We start from the raw sequence: 17,895 nt of genomic DNA, 5'->3' as shown, positions 1-17,895 counted from the left end.
CCCCACCCCCGCCCGCTCGGCGATCAGGTGCAGCGGCGTGTCCAGCCCGTCGCACGCGAAAGCCTCGGCGGCCGCTTTCAGCAGCGCTTCGCGTCGTTCGGCGGCGTCTTTTCTAAGAGGACGGGTCATGAAGAACGCCAAGTGGACACTTGTGTCCGCTTAATCAAGCTGGTTGGGGCTCATTCTTTGTTTCAGCCCATGTCGCGGGGGCGCTGAGACGCACAGTATCCCTCCTCGCAAACTGAATGCGCCAGAACGGCCAAGGCTGCGTTCCGGTTGATGGCGATGTCAGAAAGGGGAGGGGCGTCCGGGCTCGAACCGAGGCGTTCAACGCCGCAAAAGACGCAAAAGCTCGGTCGAAACCGGGCCTAAGCATTGAAATCCCAGATGGTGCGGGTGGCCGGGCTCGAACCGGCACTCCTCTCGGAACAGGATTTTGAATCCAGCGCGTCTACCAATTCCACCACACCCGCACAGGTCTGGGAGGCGCGCAATCTAGCGGCGGAATTCGCCGGGTCAATCGACGAAAGCGTCGCTTTGGAAACTAGGCCGCGAGCTCGACGTGGCTGTCGGTTCCGCCGGCCAGAATGCGGCGGGCGCGGATGTAGATTTCGATGCGTTGGGTGATGATCAGTCCGATGGCGAAGATCATGAAGGCGTCGGTGACGACGACCGCGTCCAGATGCCAGGCGGCGCCGTTGACCGCCATCACCTCGCGCAGGCCGGCCCGGGCCGCGAATAGGCCGACCACCAGGATTAGCCCCAGCGGCGAGGCCTGGGCCTTCAGCGAGCCGTCGAGCTCCTTCTCGATGGTGATGGTCTTGCCGCGCCACCAGCCGGCGACGCCGCCCAAGGCGAGAGCGGCGATGAAGGCGATCCAGGCCAGGGGGCCGAACTGCGGGTGCTGGGTGTTGGCCCACAGACCAAAGCCGATCGCGGTCGTGACCAGCAGGGGCATGACCCACAGCAGATGCGGCCTCAGGGTCCGTTTGCGGCGGTTGCGCAGCAGGATGATGATCAGGGCCACGCCGATGCCGATCAGCGGGCCCATGGTTTGCGGCGACATGCGAAACTCCCCCTCCGAGCGCCGTCAGCCTATCGCGACGAACGGCGCTCGAAAAGCGGAGATCAGGCCGGGGCGACCGTCTGTTCGATGGCGCCGAAGATGGTGTGGCGCCCGTCGTCCAGCATCTCGATGCGGACGGTGTCGCCGTGCTTGAGGAAGGGGGTCTTGGCCTCGCCGGTCAGGATGGTCTCGACGGTGCGGACCTCGGCGATGCAGGAATAGCCCAGACCGCCTTCGGCCACGGGCTTGCCCGGACCGCCGTCGGCGTCCTTGTTCGACACCGTGCCCGAGCCGATGATGGACCCGGCGATCAGGGCGCGAGTCTTGGCCAGATGGGCGATCAGAACGCCGAAGTCGAAGGTCATGTCGACGCCCGCGTCGGCCTTGCCGAAGTCGGCGCCGTTCAACTGGACCAGAAGCTCGCCCGACAGCTTGCCGTCCTTCCAGCGATCACCGAGTTCATCCGGCGTGACGAAGACCGGCGACAGGGCGCTGGCGGGCTTGGACTGGACGAAGCCGAAGCCCTTGGCCAGTTCGCCGGGGATCAGATTGCGGAGCGAGACATCGTTGACCAGGCCGACCAGGCGGATCGAAGACAGGGCCTCGTCGCGCGTGGCGCCCAGCGGCACGTCGCCGGTCACGACCACGATCTCGGCCTCCAGGTCGCAGCCCCAGGCCTCGTCCTTCAGCGGGATGGCGTCGCGCGGACCCATGAATTGGTCGGAGCCGCCTTGATACATCAGCGGATCGGTCCAGAAGGTCGCGGGCATCTCGGCGCCGCGCGCTTTGCGCACCAGTTCGACGTGGTTCACATAGGCCGAGCCGTCGGCCCACTGATAGGCGCGGGGCAGGGGGGCGGCGGCGTCGCGCTCGTGGAAGCGGCCGCGCGGCACGGCTTCATGCTCCAGGCTCTCGGCCAGGGCCCGCAGCAGGGGCTCGCAGCGCTCCCAGTCATCCAGCGCCGCCTGCAGCGTGGGCGCAATCAGGAAGGCGTCAGTGAACCAGTTCAGGTCCCTGGAGACGACGACGAGGCGGCCGTCACGGCCGTGCTTGAGCGAGGCGAGTTTCATAGGGCGAAGCTAGTCCGAGGCGAGGCGGTTGGGAAGCGGCGTCGGCGGTCGTAAAGCCGCCGTTCGATCAACTATTCGGGGGCGAGATGACGGCGCGCGCCTCGGCCCCGGTGCGAAGGGCGGGATCGCGCACCTCGACCTCCACGGCGATGGCGCCGGCGGGTTCGTGCGACCACAGATAGCGGCGCTCGATCTCGACCGCGCGGCCGGACGGAGCCACGCCCTCATAGACGTCGCCCCAGGGTGTGATCGCCTTCATCTCGACCCACAGCAGGCCGCAGGCGGCGTCCAGTTCCTCGATGGCCATTTCCGACAGTTCGTCGGCGTGCGGAGCGGGTCGGTTCGGGGTCACAGCCATCGGCGGACCTTTCCTTGATAGGCTTGGTATTCGGCGCCGAATTTGGTCGTCAGATAGCGCTCTTCGCGGGCGATGACGAAGCGGTCGACCACGATCAGGCAGGGGACCAGCAGGGCCAGGGCGACCGGGCTGTCCATGGCGATGGCGAACCCGGCGTAGGTGACGGCGAAGCCGACGTAGATCGGATTGCGGCTGTATTTGTAGAGGCCGCCGGTGGCCAGGGCGGTGGTCGGTTTCCACGGCTCGGGCGGGGTGCCCAGACGGCGGAAGGTCCCCGCCGCGATGCCGTCCAGCAGCAGGCCGCTGATCACCAAGACGAAGGCCAGGCCACGCCGCAGATCGACATTCAGCCCCAGCGACGGCTCGCTGACCAGTTGGCCCACGCCGTATCCCGCCAGCAGGAAGCCGAGATAGATCAGCGGGGGCGGGGCGATGACGCCGGGATGGTCGCGTGTCGTCATATCGTCTGTCCGGGGGGCGCGGTGAAGTCCGAGGTCGGGGCGTCGCCGGTATTGATCACCTCTGAGGGCTCGAAGATCATCACCTCGGCCTCCTCGTCGGCGGCGGTGCGGTGTTCGACGCCGCGCGGCACGACGATGAACTGGCCGGGGCCCAGCGTCTCCACGCGGTCGCGGAACTCGACCCGGAACCGGCCCTTCCAGACCAGGAACATCTCCTCGGCGTCGGCATGGCTATGCCAGGGGAAGACCCCCTGGACCTTGACCAGCCGCACGTCCTGCCCATTCAGCTGCGCCGCGACGCGCGGCCGCCAGTGGTCGGAAAAGCCGCCGAACTTCTGCTCCAGATCGACGACCCCGCCGGTCATCGCGAGTTTGGCTCGTCGGCGTAGATAGCTACGCGGGGGGCGGCGCTGGACGATACGCTGCCGCGATACATGCCCGAGGTGTTCATTGAGAAGGCGACCGCGCCGTCCTTGCCCATGACGATGACGCCGCCGTCGCCGCCGATGGAGCCGACGTCCGCGATCTCGGCGTCAGCGGCGGCCTGAACCCCCATGCCCGTCGAGGTGCGCGAGCAGATGTCGCGCGCCACGGTGGCGCGGATGAAATACTCGCCCGATCCGGTGGCCGAGACGGCGCAGCCGTCGGCGTTGGAGGCGTAGGTCCCGGCGCCGATCACCGGCACGTCGCCGACCCGGCCCCAGCGCTTGGCGGTCATGCCCCCGGTCGAGGTGCCGGCGGCCAGACGGCCCTGGCTGTCCAGGGCCACGGCGCCGACCGTGCCGAACTTGCGCTCGTTCAGCGGGGCTTCGTTGATCGAGGCCAGGGGCACGGGCTTGCCGAGCGTCGACGGCTCGGGCGGGGCGCCCGTCGGGCGCGCGGGCAGGGGCTGGCCCGCTTCGCGCAGGGCGGTCAGCAGCGCCTGCCAGCGGCTCTCGGTGAAGAAGAAGCTGGGGGCGACCTGTTCCAGACCGGCCGAGGCGGAGAAGCTGTCCGCGCCTTCGCCGATCAGCATGACGTGGGGGGACTTCTCCATCACCGCCCGCGCCGCTGCGATCGGGTGGCGGGTGCGGGTCAGGCCGGCGACGGCCCCGGCGGTCAGGTCAGCGCCGTTCATCACGGCGGCGTCCAGTTCGTTCCTGCCGGCGGCGGTGAAGACCGCGCCGTGTCCGGCGTTGAACAGGGGGTTCTCTTCCAGGGTCTCGACCGCGGCCTGGACCGCGTCCAGGGCCGAGCCGCCACGGGCCAGCACCGCCGAACCGGCGTCCAGCGCCGCCTGCAAGCCTGCGCGATAGGCGGCGTCGCGTTCCGGCGACAGCTCGGCGCGCTCGATCACGCCCGCCCCCCCGTGGATGGCCAGCGACCATTTCGGGGCGTCTTCGGCATGGGCCGCCGTCGCCAGCAGGCCCAGGGCCGCAACGGCGCTCAGGATGGATGTCTTCATGGTCGGTTCCCCCTCAAATCTTTCCTCCCCATTTGATGGGGAGGCGGCGCGGCGCGCAAGCGGCCGTGACGGAGGGGGCGACTCAGGCGGCGGATATCAGCGCCGCCCCCTCCACCACGGCGTGGTCCCCTCCCCATGGTCATGGGGAGGAAATCGTCATCGGTGATGCAGTCTCTTCCAGACGCGGTAGCCCAGGATGGGGGCGAAGCCGCAGAACAGGGCCGCGAACAGCACCATCCAGAAGCCTCCCCCCAGCCAGTATTCCCCGGCCAGCGCCCCGGCCCCGGCCGCCAGAAGCGGGCCGAGCCAGGGCAGCCAGTGCGGCGGCCGCATCTTCATTCAGGCGTCGACCTTGATGACGCCGCGACGGATCTGGTCCAGCTCGATGGAGTCGAACAGGGCCTGGAAGTTGCCGTTGCCGAAGCCTTCATTGCCCTTGCGCTGGATGATCTCGAAGAAGATCGGACCGAAGGTGTCCTGGGTGAAGATCTGCAGCAGCAGGCCTTCCTCGTCCGAACCGTCGATCAGGATGCGGTTCTTGCGCATCCGCTCCACGTCCTCGCCATGGTTGGGCAGGCGCTTGTCGATCAGCTCGAAATAGGTCTCGATCGTGTCCTGGAAGGCCACGCCGCGCGCCTTCATGGCCTCGACCGTTTCGAAGATGTTCTCGGTGGTCAAGGCGATGTGCTGGATGCCCTCGCCGTTATAGCGGCGCAGGAACTCCTCGATCTGCGAGTTGTCGTCCTGGCTCTCGTTCAGTGGGATGCGGATGGCGCGGTCGGGCGCGATCATGGCCTGCGAGAACAGGCCGGTCGCCTTGCCCTTGATGTCGAAATACTTCTGCTCTTCGAAGTTGAACACCGACCCATAGAAGCCCGACCAGGTGCGCATCTCGCCGCGGCGCACGTTGTGGGTCAGGTGGTCGAGGATTTCGAGGCCCATGGAGTTCTTGCGCTCGGCCTCTTCCCAGCCCTCGATCTCGTCCCAGGCGTCATACAGCGAGCCCTGCTCGCCGTACTGGTCTATGACATAGAGCAGCGAACCGCCGATGCCTTGCAGGATATAGGGATAGTCGTTCCCCAGCGCCCCGCCGTGCACGCCCTCGGCGGCGCGGGCGCCGCGTTCCAGCGCGCCCTCATAGGCGGCCTTGGCGTCGGCGACGCGGAAGGCCATGCCGTTGGCCGAGGGGCCGTGGTCCTTGGCGAAGTCCGCCGCCTGGCCCTTGGGGCTGCGGTTGACCAGCATGGTGATGTCGCCCTGCTTCAGGCGCACGGCGTCGGTGGTCGGGTTCACATGGGTCGGGGTGAAGCCCATCAGCTCCAGCCGGGCGATCATGGATTCCGGCACCGGGCCGGTGAATTCCACGAATTCGAAACCGTCCACGCCCAGCGGGTTTTCCTGGTCGAGTTTGGCGGCGGCGTCCTGCATGACGCGTCTCCTCTCAATATTTTAGTGGCGGCTCCTGCCGCCGATTGGGGCGGAACCTAATGGGCGCCCCCCGTCGGGCGCAAGGCGGGGCTGATCCGAAACAGGACACGTTGCGGTGTCGCAGGCGATTATCGACGGATGCGCGCAGGCTTCGGGCCTGCTAGGAGCCGCAGGCGCAACCGGGACGCCTGTATGCTTCGCAAGCTCTATGACTGGGTCTTCTCTCTGGCCCGCCACCGTCACGCCACCCGGTCGCTGGCCGTGGTCTCCTTCGCGGAAAGCTCCTTCTTCCCCATTCCGCCCGACGTCATGCTGGCGCCCATGGTGCTGGCCAAGCCGGAACGCGCCTATTTCTACGCCACGGTCTGCACGCTCGCCTCGGTCCTGGGCGGCCTGCTGGGCTACGCCATCGGCTTCTTCCTGGAGCCGGTCGGCATGTGGATGCTGGCGGTGTTGGGCAAGGCCGACACCTTCGAGGCCTCCAAGGCCCTGTTTCAGCAGCATGGGGCCTGGGTCATCCTGATCAAGGGTCTGACGCCGATCCCGTTCAAGCTGATCACCATCGCCTCGGGCATCTTCCAGTTCAATCTGGCCCTGTTCGTCGCCCTGTGCGTGATCACGCGCGGCGCCCGCTTCTTCCTGGTGGCCTTCGTGCTCAAGCGCTGGGGCGAGCCCATGCTGGCCGTGATCGAGAAACGACTGGCCCTGTTCACCGTGCTGTTCCTGGTTCTGCTGGTCGGCGCGGTCTTTGCGGTCAAGCTTGTCGGACACTGATCGACGCCGGCCCCGGCTGCGTCTAAGAAAGGCGCCATGACGCGCCTGTATCAACGACTGACCCGCTGGTGGACCGCCTTTGCGCTGGCGGCCTCCCTGGCCATGCTGGGCGCCGCTCACGCCTTCGAGCGGTTCGCGGGCCTGCCGCCTTGCAACCTCTGCCTCAAGCAGCGCGAGGTCTATTGGGCGGCCGTCGCCATCGCCGGGGCCGCCACCTTCTGGGCCGTGTTCAGCCGCGCCAGCCGCGGCACGCCGCGCATCGCCTCCTTCCTGCTGGCCGCCGTCTTCTTCACCGGGGCGATCACCGCTGGCTATCACGCGGGTGGCGAGTTGAAGTGGTGGGCCCTGCCGGCCACCTGTTCGGGGGGCGATCCCCTGGCCTTCAATCTGGAAGGGCTCAGCGCCCTGGCTGCCGGCACGACCGAGATGAAGCCTGTCGTCGGCTGCGGCGACGTGCCCTGGAGCCTGTTGGGGATTTCGATGGCGGGCTGGAACGTCCTGATCTCGCTGGCCCTGGCGATCTTCAGTCTGCTGGCGGCGAAACGTCCCAAGGACGCGCGCGCCCCGAAGGTGTAGAAGGCCGACCATGACCGAGGCATCCGACACCGTCGCCGCCGCCCGCCGCATCCCCCTGCCGCGCCCCGGCGTGGGCCAGACCCGCGCCCGCATGGCCGAGATGCTGCGCGTCGATCACGCGGGCGAGTTCGCCGCCGTCCACATCTACCGCGCCCAGCGCGCCGTGCTGGAATGCCGCAAGGGCAAGGCCGCCATCGCCGCCGACCTGACCGAGATGGAGGGCCACGAGGCCGTCCACCTGGCCCGCTTCGAAGCCCTGCTGACCGAGAACCGCGTCCGCCCCACGGCCATGATCCCGCTGTGGAAACTGGCCGCCACCGCGCTCGGCGCCGGCACCGCCCTGATCAGCGAGAAGGCCGCCCACGCCTGCACCGAGGCGGTCGAGAGCGTCATCGAGCAACACTACGCCGACCAGATCGAGGAGGTCCGCGACCGCGACCCCGAACTGGCCGCCGAACTGACCAAGTTCCGCGAAGAGGAACTGGCCCACCACGACCACGCCATCGCCCACGGCAGCCGCGAAGCGCCTGGGTATCGGTTGCTCTCAAGCGTCATCAAGGTCGGCTGCAAGGCCGCCATCAAGATCAGCGAACGGATCTAACTTCTTCTTCCTTCTCCCCTTGCGGGAGAAGGTGGCAGCCGAAGGCTGACGGATGAGGGGTCTCGCAGACCTCGCAAGACTGCCCGTCATCCGCGCGCCAGAAACCCCTCATCCGACCTCGCCTTGCTCGGCCACCTTCTCCCGCAAGGGGAGAAGGATCAGGCGGTTACATCAAACGCCAGCATCATCGTCCGCTGCACGGCGAGAGAATTATTGTCGGACAGCACATAAATCCGCGTCCGCTCGCCCCGCCGCTCCGCCGCGATCCCCTCGAAATTATCCGTCGTCCCCGGCAGCTTCAGCTCGACCAGCACCGGCCCCAGCCTCCCGTCCGCCGCCATGCGCCGCACGCGCGCCCGCACGTCGATGGGGGCGCGATAGGAGCGCTGCACCACGAACCAGCCGCCCGCCGGATCGCGGTCCATGCCGGTGATGCGATAGTCGCTGTCGGCCAGCGGCGTCTCGGGCGGCGCAACTGCGACGGCGCAACCCAGGGCTGAACAGTCCCAGACCCCGCCGGATTCGCCCGCCACCCGCCAGCCGTCGCCCGACGCCGCCAGCCCCTCCATCCCATCGTTCTCGGGGAAGGGGAAGTCCGGCCGCCGCACGGCTGCGGGCGACCGCAGCGCCGTCAACGGACCGTAGTTCCAGATGCGATGGTCGCGCTCGAAGCTGACAAGCAGGTCGCCGCCGGCGGTGACGGCCAGCCCCTCGGCGTCGCCGTCGATCTTCTGGCTGATCGGCGCCCCGTCGGTCAGCGTCAGGCGGCGCACGCCCAGCCCTTCCAGCCCGACCAGCCGCCCCTCGCGATCCAGCGCCAAGGTCCCGCGCGCCAGATCGCCGACGTCCGACACGGCGATGAAGCCGCCGTCGCCGGTCAGCTTCAGGTCCGACAGGCTGTGCAGCGGCGAGTCCGCCCCCGCCAGCACGGTCACGCCCCCAGCGTAACGCACGCCCTGGGCCAAAAGCGCGCCCGGCAGGCCCAGTCCGACCGGGCGGGTCGATACGCTGGCCGGGCTCCAGCCGTCCGCTTCGGGCGTCGGCGTCCACGGCTGCGAAGTCACGACCGCGCCGGCGCAGGCCGCCAGCGTCAACGCCGCCAAGGCCGCGACATAGACCCGTCGATTCACGCCGCCCGCTTCCCCGGGGTTCTGGCGACCGTCTTCGGCTTGGCCTCGAACAGCTCGGCCAGCTTTTCGGTCATGACCCCGGCCAGCTGCTCGACGTCGACGATGGTCACGGCGCGGCGATACCAGCGGGTCACGTCGTGGCCGATGCCGATGGCGATCAGTTCGACCGGCGACTTGGTCTCGATCTGCTCGATCACCTGACGCAGGTGCTTGTCCAGATAGAGGGCGGCGTTGGCCGATTGCGTCGAGTCGTCAACCGGCGAACCGTCCGAGATGACCATCAGGATCTGGCGCGACTCGGTCCGGCCCAGAAGCCGTTCGTGCGCCCAGGTCAGGGCCTCGCCGTCGATGTTCTCCTTCAGCAGGCCCTCGCGCATCATCAGGCCCAGGTTCTTCTTGGCCCGGCGCCAGGGCGCGTCGGCGGACTTGTAGATGATGTGGCGCAGGTCGTTCAGACGACCGGGGTTGGCGGGCTTGCCGGCGCTGATCCAGGCCTCGCGCGACTGCCCGCCCTTCCAGGCGCGGGTGGTGAAGCCCAGGATCTCGACCTTGACCCCGCACCGTTCCAGCGTCCGCGCCAGGATGTCGGCGCAGACCGCCGCCACCATGATCGGCCGCCCGCGCATCGAGCCCGAGTTGTCGATCAGCAGGGTCACGACCGTGTCCCGGAAGGGGCTCTCGCTCTCCATCTTGAACGACAGGGGGCTGGTCGGATCGGTGATGACGCGGGTCAGGCGCGCGGTGTCCAGCACGCCTTCTTCCAGATCGAAGGCCCAGCTGCGGTTCTGCTGCGCCATCAGGCGGCGCTGCAGCTTGTTGGCCAGACGCGACACCACGCTCGACAGCGTCGCCAGCTGGGCGTCCAGCAGCGACCGCAGCCGGTCCAGCTCCATCGGGTCGCACAACTCTTCTGCGCCGATGGTCTCGTCATAGGCGGTGGTGAAGACGCGGTAGGCGTCCACGGCGCGCCCGTCGTCGACGCTGTCCTGACGATTGGGCAGGACGCCTTCGTTCATTTCGGGGCCGTCGTCCGAGGCCTCGCCGTCGGGATCGGCCGGGGCGCCGTCGGGGCGGGTCTGGCGCTCGTCCTCGGCGGACTGGTCGTCGGCCGTGCCCTCCAGCGACTGCCCGCCTTCGCCGCCGTCCTCTTCTTCCTGTTCCTGCTCGTCCGGCGCGTCCTGCTGCGAGCCGTCCGGCTCGTCCTCGCCCTCCTCGTCATTGGCGTCCTCGGCCTGGCCGTCGCCGGGGTCGAGGTCCAGCGCCCGCAGCACGTCCTTTAGCTTCGCCGCAAACGCCGTCTGGTCGTCGGCCACGGCGGCCAGGGCGTCCAGTTCGGCCCCCGCCTTCAGCTCCATATTGGACCGCACCAGATCCAGCATGGTCTTGAGCCCGTCGCGCGAGGGCTCGCCCGTCAGCCGCTCGCGCACCAGAAGGGCCGCCGCCTCGGCCACCGGCACCCGCTCGGCCTCGGCCCTAAGGGCGCCCGACTTCTCCAGCCGGGTCAGAAGCGCCGCGTTCATATTGTTGCGCACGCCCTTCAGTTCGCGCGCGCCGACCGCCTCGACCCGGGCCTGCTCGACCGCGTCGAACACCTCGGCCGCCGTCTGGTCAATCGGCCGCAGGCGCGCGTTCAGGGCCTCGTCGTGATTGGCCAGCCGCAGGGCCAGCCGGTCGGCCTGACCGCGCAGGGTCGCGCTCTCGGGCCCTGCCGGATCGCGCGGCGGATGGGGCAGGGTCAGGACGCCGTTGGACAGCCTCGGCCCGTCCGAACCAAAGTTGACCTCCAGTTCGGCCTGCTCGGCCAGGGCGCGCGCGGCGTTCGCCAAAGCGCGTTTGAAGGTCTCGACGGGGGTCTCTGCGGCGGCCATGGCCCACACATAGACCACCCCGCGCGCGGGGGAAGGGGGCGGCGGCTCTTACTTGGACTTAGCGGGGTTTGACCCGCACCCGCATGGCCCCGCCCGCCCCGGCCTCGACGTCAAAACGGCCGGTGGCGCGGATCAGGTCGGACAGCTTGGCGTGGCCGTAGGTACGCTGGTCGAAGTCGGGATAGGCGTTCCTCAGCCGGTTGCCGATGCCGCCGATATTGACCCAGCCGTCGCCGTCCTCGTCCATGTCTGCGATGGCGGCGGCGATCAGGCGCACGGCGTCCGACGGCTTTTTCTCGGCGACCGGCGCGGGCGTCGGCTCTTCGCTGTCGTCGCCGCCGCCGCCCCGTCCGGTCAGGTTCTCGGTGTAGATGAAGCGGGTGCAGGCCTGGCGGAAGCTTTCCGGCGTCTTGCGCTCGCCAAAGCCATAGACCGGCACCCCCTGCTCGCGGATGCGCGCCGCCAGCCGGGTGAAGTCGCTGTCCGACGACACCAGGCAGAAGCCGTCGAACCGCCCCGAATGCAGCAGGTCCATGGCGTCGATGACCAGGGCGATGTCGCCCGAGTTCTTGCCCCTGGTGTTGGCGAAATTCTGCTGCCACTGGATGGCCCAGCGGGGCAGGACCTCGATCCATCCCTTCAGCGACGGACTGGCCGCGTCGCCATAGATGCGTCTGGCGCTGGCCTCGCCCAGGGTGGCGATTTCCGTGAACAGGGCCTCGGCGATGCGGGCCGAGGCGTTCTCGCCGTCGATCAGCACGGCCAGGCGCGGCGCGCGGGCGGCGGTGGGCAGGTCGGTCGGCATGGAGCGGGCCTCAATGATCTTCACGACGCGCCAGCCTCTTACCGCTCGCGGGCGCGGTCAACCGCCAGCGATCGTGCTATGGCGGGCCATGACCCAAGCCCCCTTGCGCCGCCTGATCGACCTGCCCGGCGTCGATGATCTGGAACTGAAGGCGCTGATGAAGCCGCGCTACGCCGATCCCGACGCCCGCGACGAGTTCCCCGAGATCGACGCCCTGACCCAGGCCCTGTTCGGCCTGACCGGCGACGCCGCCGAGGCCGTCGAACGGCCCGCCGATTGGGACGACATCCACCGTCTGGAAGGCGCCGATCTGGCCGAGGCCTTCGAGACCCTGGGTTGGGACGTGACCGACAAGCGCCGGAAGCCGCTGCGCCTTCTGCCTCACTACGCCCTGCCTCTGGCCCTGGCGATCCGCGGCGTCGCCGGCGAACTGCCCTTCCACGCCGAGCCCGACCACCCCACGACCGACTGGGGTTCCAGCCTGGCCGCCGACGCCGCCCGCTTCCGCAAACGATAGGCGTTCAACGAAAAAGGCCGGCGGGTCGCCCCGCCGGCCTTTCCTTTTCGTCGGCTGAGGCGGCCTACTGGGCCGTCGCCGCCGGGGCCGCGCGCACCTCGACCGGCAGGCCCAGCGCGTCCAGCTGGGGCTTGACCACCGAAGCGTCGCCGACCACCACCCAGACGAAGTTGGCGGGCTTGATGGCGGCGCGGGCGGCGGCGTCCATCTGTTCCGCCGTCAGGGCGTTGATGCGGCCGGCCAGGCTTTCCTGATAGCCGTCGGGACGACCGTAGAGGGCGTTGGAGCGCAGGGCGCCCAGCACCTGGGCCGAGGTCTCGTAGCTGCCCGACAGGCCGCGCGTGTCGCCCAGCACGGTGCGCTCGCGCTCCTTCGGCGTCACGCCCTCGGCATTGAGGAAGCGGTCATACTGGCCGATCAGGGCCGCGATCGACTCGCCCGTGCGGTTTGCCTGGACCGGGGCGTTGATGATGTAGGGCGCGCGGTTCTGAAGCGGGTTGATGCTGCCCCGCACGCCGTAGGACCAGCCCTTGGTCTCGCGCAGGTCATTGTTGATCCGCGACAGGAAGTCGGTGCCCAGGACGCTGTTGGCCGTGCTCAGCGTCAGGATGTTGTCGCTGCCCGAAACCGGCAGAACCTGACCGCCATAGATCAGCGACTGCGGCGACTGCGGACGGTCGATCAGGACGATCCGCGCCGAGGTCTGGGGCAGGGCGGCGGTGAAGGCCTTGGTCCCCTTGGCCGTCGACGGCGCGCGCCAGTCGCCGAAGGCGGCCTCCAACTGCGGCTTCAGCTCGGCGAACGGCAGGTCCGAGACCACGAACAGCTTGGCGTTGTCCGGGCGAATCCAGGCGGCGTGATCGGCGACCAGATCGGCGCGCGTCAGGCTGCGGATCACCGCTTCGTCGCCCGTGCCGCTGAACGACCGGCCATAGGGGTGGCCTTCGCCATAGATCAGCGGCGGCAGGGCGCGGCCGGCGATGGCGGCGGGCTGGGTCTTCTCATTGGCCAGGGCCGCCAGGCGCACGGCGCGCAGGCGCTCGACCTCGCTCGGCGCGAAGGCGGGGTTGCGCACCACGTCCGACAGCAGGGTCAGCGAGGGCTCCAGATTGGTGCTGACCGTCGACAGGCTGGCGGTGGTCCGGTCCATCGAGGAGCCGACCGTGACGCTGGCGCCCAGACGCTCCTGCGCCTCGGCCAGGGCCTTGGAGTCGCGCGTCGTGGTGCCTTCCTGCATGACGTTCAGCATCAGGCTGAGCGCGCCCAGACGGTCGGCGCGGTCGGCGGCCACGCCGGCGTCGAACTCCAGCGCCACGCGCGTCACCGGCACGGTGGCCGAGCGGGCGTAGACCACCTCGATGCCGTTCGACAGGGCGGCGCGTTCTACCGACGGGAAGTCGACGTTGGACACGTCGCCGATGGCGGGCGCGGCCTCGCGGGCCACGCGCTGGATCGGCGCCGCCGGGGTTGGGGTCGCGCCTGAGGGGGCGGCGGCGGCGTCGGCGTAGGCTTCACGTTCGCCCGGCACGACGATCTGGCTATAGACGGGGCGGCTCAGCCACTTCTTCATCGCGGCCTGGACCTGGGCCGGGGTGACGGCGGCATAGGCCGCCAGCTCCTTCTTGTAGAAGTCGGGATCGTTCGCATACAGCTGGCCCTCGGCCAGGACCGAGGCCTTGCCGTTGGCCGTCTCCAGCCCCTGAATGCGGCGCGAGGCGAACTGGGTCACGACCCGGTCGATCTCGTCCTGGGTCGGGCCGTTGGCGATCAGATCGGCCAGAACGGCGTCCATGCGCTTGGCCACGGCTTCGGCGTAGGCGCCCGGCTTCACCATGGCCGAGTAGCTGAACATGCTGAGGCGCTGGAACACCTGATTTTCGGCCGAAACGCTGGAGGCCGTCTGCTCGTCGCGCACCAGGACGTTGTCCAGGCGCGAGCTGGCCAGACCGCCCAGCACCGAGGCGCCGACGCTCAGCGGCACGGAGTCGGGATCGCCCAGGCCCGGTACGGCCCAGGTGCGGCTGATCTGGGTCTGGGCCACGCGGTCGCGCAGCACCTCTTCGACCGGCGCCGCCAGGGTCGGGACGGGGGCCGCCGCCGGGGTGTTGGCCGGACCGCGCGCAATGGCGCCGAAGTATTTCTGGGTCAGCTCGCGGGCCTTGGCCTCGTCGATGTCGCCCGACAGGACCAGGACGGCGTTGTTCGGGCCATAGTTCTCACGGAACCAGTCGCGCACCGTCTCCATGCTGGCCGAGTCCAGATCCGCCATCGAGCCGATGGTCGAGTGGCGATAGGGGTGGCCCTCGGGGAACAGGGCTTCCAGCGTGGCGTACTCGGTCAGGCCATAGGGCTGGTTGTCGCCCTGGCGCTTCTCGTTCTGGACGACGCCGCGTTGCAGATCCAGCACCTCCTGGCTGACCTGCCCCAGCAGATAGCCCATGCGGTCGGACTCCAGATACAGGGTGTAGTCCAGCGCCGGGGTCGGCACCGTCTGGAAGTAGTTGGTGCGGTCGAACCAGGTCGTGCCGTTCAGCACCGAGGCGCCCGCCGAGCTCATCGACTGAATGTGGCTGATGGGCGAGTTCTCGGACCCGCCGAACATCAGATGCTCGAACAGGTGCGCAAACCCGGTCGACCCCTTGGGCTCGTCCTTGGACCCGACGTTATACCAGACCGACACCGCCACCACCGGCGCCTTGCGGTCCTCGTGGACCAGCACCGTCAGGCCGTTGTCCAGCTGGAAGCGCTTCCACGGAATATCGACGCGCGCGACCAGTTCCGACACCGGCGCCCCGCGCAGCGGCGTGGCCGAAGGCGCGGCCACGGCCGGCGCGGCGGCGGGCGCAGCGGTATGAGCCAGAACGGGCGAAGCGACGGCCATAAGGGCGGCGAGCGCGACGGAAGAGGCGGCAAGGCGCATGAGTTTCAGTCCCCAACAGAAAATGCTGGGCCGGACCTTAGCCGCGCATCACCGAACGGCAACGCGACACATTGCTATGTGGACGATTGTTCATGTTCGACCGCCGCCTTCAACGCCTCCAGGCGATAATGGGCCGGCCCGCCCTTCAGGTTCCCGCTCATCCGCCCAGCATGGCTCTTTCGGCAGGTAGGGCGCGCCAATCCCCCCGATCCGCCCCCAACCTTCTGAAAACCCACAACCCTCAATGCGATAGGTAACGCCTTCTCCCTCCCCGTTCGGGGAGGGTGGTCGCTCTAGCGACCGGGTGGGGAGGGCCAGGCGACCCTCGGTCTCCGCCTGGTCAACCGCCCAAGGCAAAGCTAACCTCCAGTAGGCGGAGGGGCCATGATCGACCCATCAAAAGTAGGAACCGACTGGCAGGCCGACGAACTCGACGCCATCGTCGCGACCTATTTCGCCATGTTGGCCGCAGAACTGACGGGCCGTCCCTACGTCAAGGCTCACCACGCCCGCGACCTGATGGCGCGCACCGGGCGGTCGCACCGCTCCGTTGAGTTCAAGCACATGAATCTGTCTTCGGTCCTGGCCGACCTCGGCCTGCCGACGATCCGCGGCTACAAGCGCAAGGACAATATCCAGGGCGCCATATTCCCCGCCGTCGAACGCTACCTCGACGCCCACCCCGACGCGTGGACCCTCGGCCTCCCTCTCGCGCGCGAACTGCGACCGGGCATGTCAGATCAAGCCGCCGCTCCGTTTTCCTCCCCATTTCATGGGGAGGGGGACCGCGAAGCGGTGGAGGGGGCGACGCCGCCTTCTCCAAACGTCCCGCCGCCCCCTCCGTCTCGTCGGCTGCGCCGCCGATCCACCTCCCCATTTCATGGGGAGGAAAGCCCCCGTCCGATCCTGACGCACCCGTCCGCCAACCTCCTTCCCGCAGGCAGGAGGAGGCGAGATGGACGACGCGCGGGAGGCATATTGGCACGAGGGCGAGCCCCGGATCGTCGCCTCGGGACGATGGGAGCAGGACGAGTTTGGCGACACCACCTATATCCCCGACCATGTCCGGCCCTCGACAGCCGCCGGGGCGGACGGCCCGCCGGTCGGCGGCGACCTTATGGACGCCCCCGCAGACGACCCCGCCAGCGACGGCTATCGCGTCCGCTCGGCGCGGACCTGGGCGGCGGCGCGGCGCGACTATCTGGCCGGAGACGCGGCCGAGGCCGTCTGCGCCCGCTATGACCTGAAGCTGGGGACCCTGCGCTCCCGCGCCGCGCGCGAGGGCTGGCGCCGCAGCGACGTCGAAGACGTCTGGCCCGATCCCCATGACGAAGACCCCGACGCCGCCCCGCCCGACCTGACCCAGATGGCGGCCCAGGCCCTGATGCGCCTCAACCGCGCCCTGCAACGCGGCCGCGCCGCCGAGGCCGCCTCCTGGCTGCGCACCTGGCGCGCGCTCAGCGACCCCGCCCTTATGGCCGCCCCCACGCCGGTCTCTGCGCCGGAGCCCGAACCCGACCCCGCCGCCACGCTGGAAGCCGACCTGAAAGCCGTCGCCGAGGTCGCCCGCGACGCCGCCCTCCTCTCCCCCGACGACCACGCGGGCCGCCTCGCCATCGAAGCCCGCCTGACCGCCCTCAAGGCGCGGCTGGACCCCGAGGGGCTGATTTCAGACGATTCAGACGAATTGGACTCTGTTTTTCCGGGAGAGGAGGCGCCGCTTCCCGATCCTTCTCCCCTTGAGGGAGAAAGTGGCCCGTAAGGGCCGGATGAGGGGTGTCGGCGCGACCTCTGACGCCTGGCCCCCTCGACTGCGAGAACACATTCGGAAAGCGGGGCGCTTATACCCCTCATCCGAGCGCCTCCGGCGCCCACCTTCTCCCGCAAGGGGAGAAGGGCTTTAGTTCTCCCCCGCAATCTTCCGCAGCGCCTCTTCAAAGGCCGCTGCCGGCTGCCCCCCGCTGATCAGGTATTTCCCCTCGACCACCACCGCCGGCACCGACGTAATCCCCCGCGCCCGCCACAGGTCCTCGGCGGCGCGCACCTCCGGCGCATAGCGCCCAGAGGCCAGGACCTCGCCCGCCTCGGCCCGGTCCAGCCCGGCGGCCTCGGCGGCCTGGGTCAGGACCCCGGCGTCGGTCAGGTTGCGGTTCTCGGTGAAGTGGGCGGTGAACAGGGCGCGCTTCAGCGCCTCCTGCGCATCCTTTGGTCCTTTGGCGAGCGCCGTCTCATGGGCCCAATGCAGCAGGCGGTGGGCGTCAAAGGTGTTCCAGATGCGGCTGTCGTCGCCCATCCGCATGTCGAAGCCGACCTCGGCGGCGCGTTCGCGGANNCGACGATGTTCTCGCCCTCGGGCGCCATCTGCGGGTTCAGCTCGAACGGCTGGAAGGTGATGTCCGCCGCGACGCCCTCGCCCTTCAGCGTCTCCAGGGCCGTCGTCAGCCCGCCCAGCCCCACCACGCACCAGGGGCAGACCACGTCCGAGACGAAGTCGATCTTCAGGGTTTTCAGGGCGGGGGCGGCGTCGGTCATGGCAGTTCCTCGGACGTGTTATCCGCACCATATAGTGTTGCTGATTACCGGCGCCAGCCCCTGCTTTGTTTGTGCGCTACGCCCTTCGGGCGGCCTGAGCGCGCGACCTCACGCCCCCTTGCGCCCCATCAGAGGCGTCAGCAGGGTGTTGACCTCGTCCATCTGGCCGTGGCCCACGGCGGCGCGCCGTTCCAGCTCGTTGGCGCGGGCCTGCAAGGCGCGCGCCTGCGCCGCGCGGGGGTCGTCCTCGGGCACGGCCTCCAGTTCGGGGCGGCGCGCCTCCAGCTCGGCCAGCAGCTCGTCAAAGCGGGCCTGGTTCATCGCCTCGCCCTGTTCGAACAGGGC

Annotated in this window: 20 protein-coding genes and 1 tRNA gene; 5 read left to right on the top strand and 16 right to left on the bottom strand. The window is 69.1% G+C overall.

Annotated features, from left to right (window positions below; genetic code table 11):
* Window positions 1–388: 388 nt before the first annotated feature.
* From HX774_RS16565 to hppD, 9 genes are all read right to left on the bottom strand, one after another.
* Window positions 389–473, bottom strand: a tRNA-Leu gene (locus HX774_RS16565).
* Between the two features lie 71 nt (window positions 474–544).
* Window positions 545–1,066, bottom strand: coding sequence for a CcdC protein domain-containing protein (locus HX774_RS16560; protein WP_178828580.1), 522 nt, complete (start codon window positions 1,064–1,066; stop codon window positions 545–547).
* A 62-nt stretch (window positions 1,067–1,128) separates the two neighbouring features.
* Window positions 1,129–2,136 carry a fumarylacetoacetate hydrolase family protein gene (locus HX774_RS16555; RefSeq protein ID WP_178828578.1) on the bottom strand — a complete coding sequence of 336 codons (1,008 nt, stop codon included), beginning with the start codon at window positions 2,134–2,136 and terminating at the stop codon, window positions 1,129–1,131.
* A gap of 67 nt (window positions 2,137–2,203) precedes the next feature.
* Entirely contained in the window at window positions 2,204–2,494 is a 291-nt protein-coding gene (locus tag HX774_RS16550; protein ID WP_114817622.1) for a hypothetical protein, read from the bottom strand.
* Complete coding sequence (locus tag HX774_RS16545; protein WP_178828576.1) at window positions 2,485–2,955, bottom strand: isoprenylcysteine carboxylmethyltransferase family protein; 471 nt, start codon at window positions 2,953–2,955, stop codon at window positions 2,485–2,487. The genes HX774_RS16550 and HX774_RS16545 overlap by 10 nt, the downstream gene beginning before the upstream one ends.
* Window positions 2,952–3,320: a cupin domain-containing protein gene (locus HX774_RS16540; protein WP_178828574.1), complete on the bottom strand. Its 369-nt coding sequence runs from the start codon at window positions 3,318–3,320 to the stop codon at window positions 2,952–2,954. The genes HX774_RS16545 and HX774_RS16540 overlap by 4 nt, the downstream gene beginning before the upstream one ends.
* Window positions 3,317–4,399, bottom strand: coding sequence for an isoaspartyl peptidase/L-asparaginase family protein (locus HX774_RS16535; RefSeq protein ID WP_178828572.1), 1,083 nt, complete (start codon window positions 4,397–4,399; stop codon window positions 3,317–3,319). Before HX774_RS16535 ends, HX774_RS16540 begins: the two co-directional genes overlap by 4 nt.
* 156 nt (window positions 4,400–4,555) lie before the next feature.
* The gene (locus HX774_RS16530; RefSeq protein ID WP_114817626.1) at window positions 4,556–4,738 is read right to left on the bottom strand and encodes a hypothetical protein; all 183 of its coding nucleotides are present in this window, start codon (window positions 4,736–4,738) and stop codon (window positions 4,556–4,558) included.
* Complete coding sequence (hppD, locus tag HX774_RS16525) at window positions 4,739–5,827, bottom strand: 4-hydroxyphenylpyruvate dioxygenase (RefSeq protein WP_178828570.1); 1,089 nt, start codon at window positions 5,825–5,827, stop codon at window positions 4,739–4,741.
* Between the two features lie 192 nt (window positions 5,828–6,019).
* On the opposite strand from hppD, the gene HX774_RS16520 reads away from it, so the two are divergent.
* From HX774_RS16520 to HX774_RS16510, 3 genes are read left to right on the top strand one after another with little or no spacing between them, the layout of a single operon-like run.
* Window positions 6,020–6,601: a YqaA family protein gene (locus tag HX774_RS16520; protein WP_178828569.1), complete on the top strand. Its 582-nt coding sequence runs from the start codon at window positions 6,020–6,022 to the stop codon at window positions 6,599–6,601.
* A 36-nt stretch (window positions 6,602–6,637) separates the two neighbouring features.
* A complete protein-coding gene (locus tag HX774_RS16515; RefSeq protein WP_178828566.1) occupies window positions 6,638–7,177 on the top strand; it encodes a disulfide bond formation protein B in 540 nt (179 codons plus the stop codon).
* A gap of 10 nt (window positions 7,178–7,187) precedes the next feature.
* Window positions 7,188–7,778: a demethoxyubiquinone hydroxylase family protein gene (locus tag HX774_RS16510; RefSeq protein ID WP_178828564.1), complete on the top strand. Its 591-nt coding sequence runs from the start codon at window positions 7,188–7,190 to the stop codon at window positions 7,776–7,778.
* A gap of 158 nt (window positions 7,779–7,936) precedes the next feature.
* Here HX774_RS16510 and HX774_RS16505 read toward each other — a convergent pair whose 3' ends face one another.
* The 3 genes from HX774_RS16505 to HX774_RS16495 are packed head-to-tail and all read right to left on the bottom strand — an operon-like array spanning window position 7,937 to window position 11,605.
* Window positions 7,937–8,908 (bottom strand): esterase-like activity of phytase family protein, encoded by a 972-nt coding sequence (locus HX774_RS16505; RefSeq protein ID WP_178828562.1) that lies wholly within the window; start codon window positions 8,906–8,908, stop codon window positions 7,937–7,939.
* The gene (gene cobT, locus HX774_RS16500; RefSeq protein WP_178828560.1) at window positions 8,905–10,776 is read right to left on the bottom strand and encodes a cobaltochelatase subunit CobT; all 1,872 of its coding nucleotides are present in this window, start codon (window positions 10,774–10,776) and stop codon (window positions 8,905–8,907) included. Before cobT ends, HX774_RS16505 begins: the two co-directional genes overlap by 4 nt.
* Before the next feature lie 58 nt (window positions 10,777–10,834).
* Window positions 10,835–11,605 carry an NYN domain-containing protein gene (locus HX774_RS16495; RefSeq protein ID WP_370523731.1) on the bottom strand — a complete coding sequence of 257 codons (771 nt, stop codon included), beginning with the start codon at window positions 11,603–11,605 and terminating at the stop codon, window positions 10,835–10,837.
* A gap of 64 nt (window positions 11,606–11,669) precedes the next feature.
* Between HX774_RS16495 and HX774_RS16490 the strand changes: the two genes are divergently transcribed.
* Window positions 11,670–12,098 carry a hypothetical protein gene (locus HX774_RS16490; RefSeq protein ID WP_178828558.1) on the top strand — a complete coding sequence of 143 codons (429 nt, stop codon included), beginning with the start codon at window positions 11,670–11,672 and terminating at the stop codon, window positions 12,096–12,098.
* A gap of 64 nt (window positions 12,099–12,162) precedes the next feature.
* On the opposite strand, the gene HX774_RS16485 is transcribed toward HX774_RS16490, so the two are convergent.
* Complete coding sequence (locus tag HX774_RS16485; protein ID WP_178828556.1) at window positions 12,163–15,018, bottom strand: pitrilysin family protein; 2,856 nt, start codon at window positions 15,016–15,018, stop codon at window positions 12,163–12,165.
* A gap of 396 nt (window positions 15,019–15,414) precedes the next feature.
* On the bottom strand, window positions 15,415–15,699 hold the full coding sequence (locus tag HX774_RS16480; RefSeq protein ID WP_178828554.1) for a hypothetical protein: 285 nt from the start codon (window positions 15,697–15,699) through the stop codon (window positions 15,415–15,417).
* A 274-nt stretch (window positions 15,700–15,973) separates the two neighbouring features.
* Here HX774_RS16480 and HX774_RS16475 point away from each other — a divergent pair, with 274 nt between their 5' ends.
* Window positions 15,974–16,780, top strand: a complete 807-nt coding sequence (locus tag HX774_RS16475; protein ID WP_178828552.1) for a hypothetical protein — start codon at window positions 15,974–15,976, stop codon at window positions 16,778–16,780.
* 138 nt (window positions 16,781–16,918) lie between these two features.
* Here HX774_RS16475 and HX774_RS20160 read toward each other — a convergent pair whose 3' ends face one another.
* Together HX774_RS20160 and HX774_RS16465 are read right to left on the bottom strand one after the other, a co-directional pair.
* The gene (locus HX774_RS20160) at window positions 16,919–17,317 is read right to left on the bottom strand and encodes a DsbA family protein (protein ID WP_255500508.1); all 399 of its coding nucleotides are present in this window, start codon (window positions 17,315–17,317) and stop codon (window positions 16,919–16,921) included.
* 341 nt (window positions 17,318–17,658) lie between these two features.
* Window positions 17,659–17,895: hypothetical protein (locus HX774_RS16465; RefSeq protein ID WP_178828550.1), on the bottom strand; the 237-nt coding region annotated here is incomplete at its 5' end.

This window comes from Brevundimonas sp. P7753 (assembly GCF_013386595.1).
GTDB lineage: Bacteria > Pseudomonadota > Alphaproteobacteria > Caulobacterales > Caulobacteraceae > Brevundimonas > Brevundimonas bullata.
This window is presented reverse-complemented; position numbering and strand designations above follow the sequence as displayed.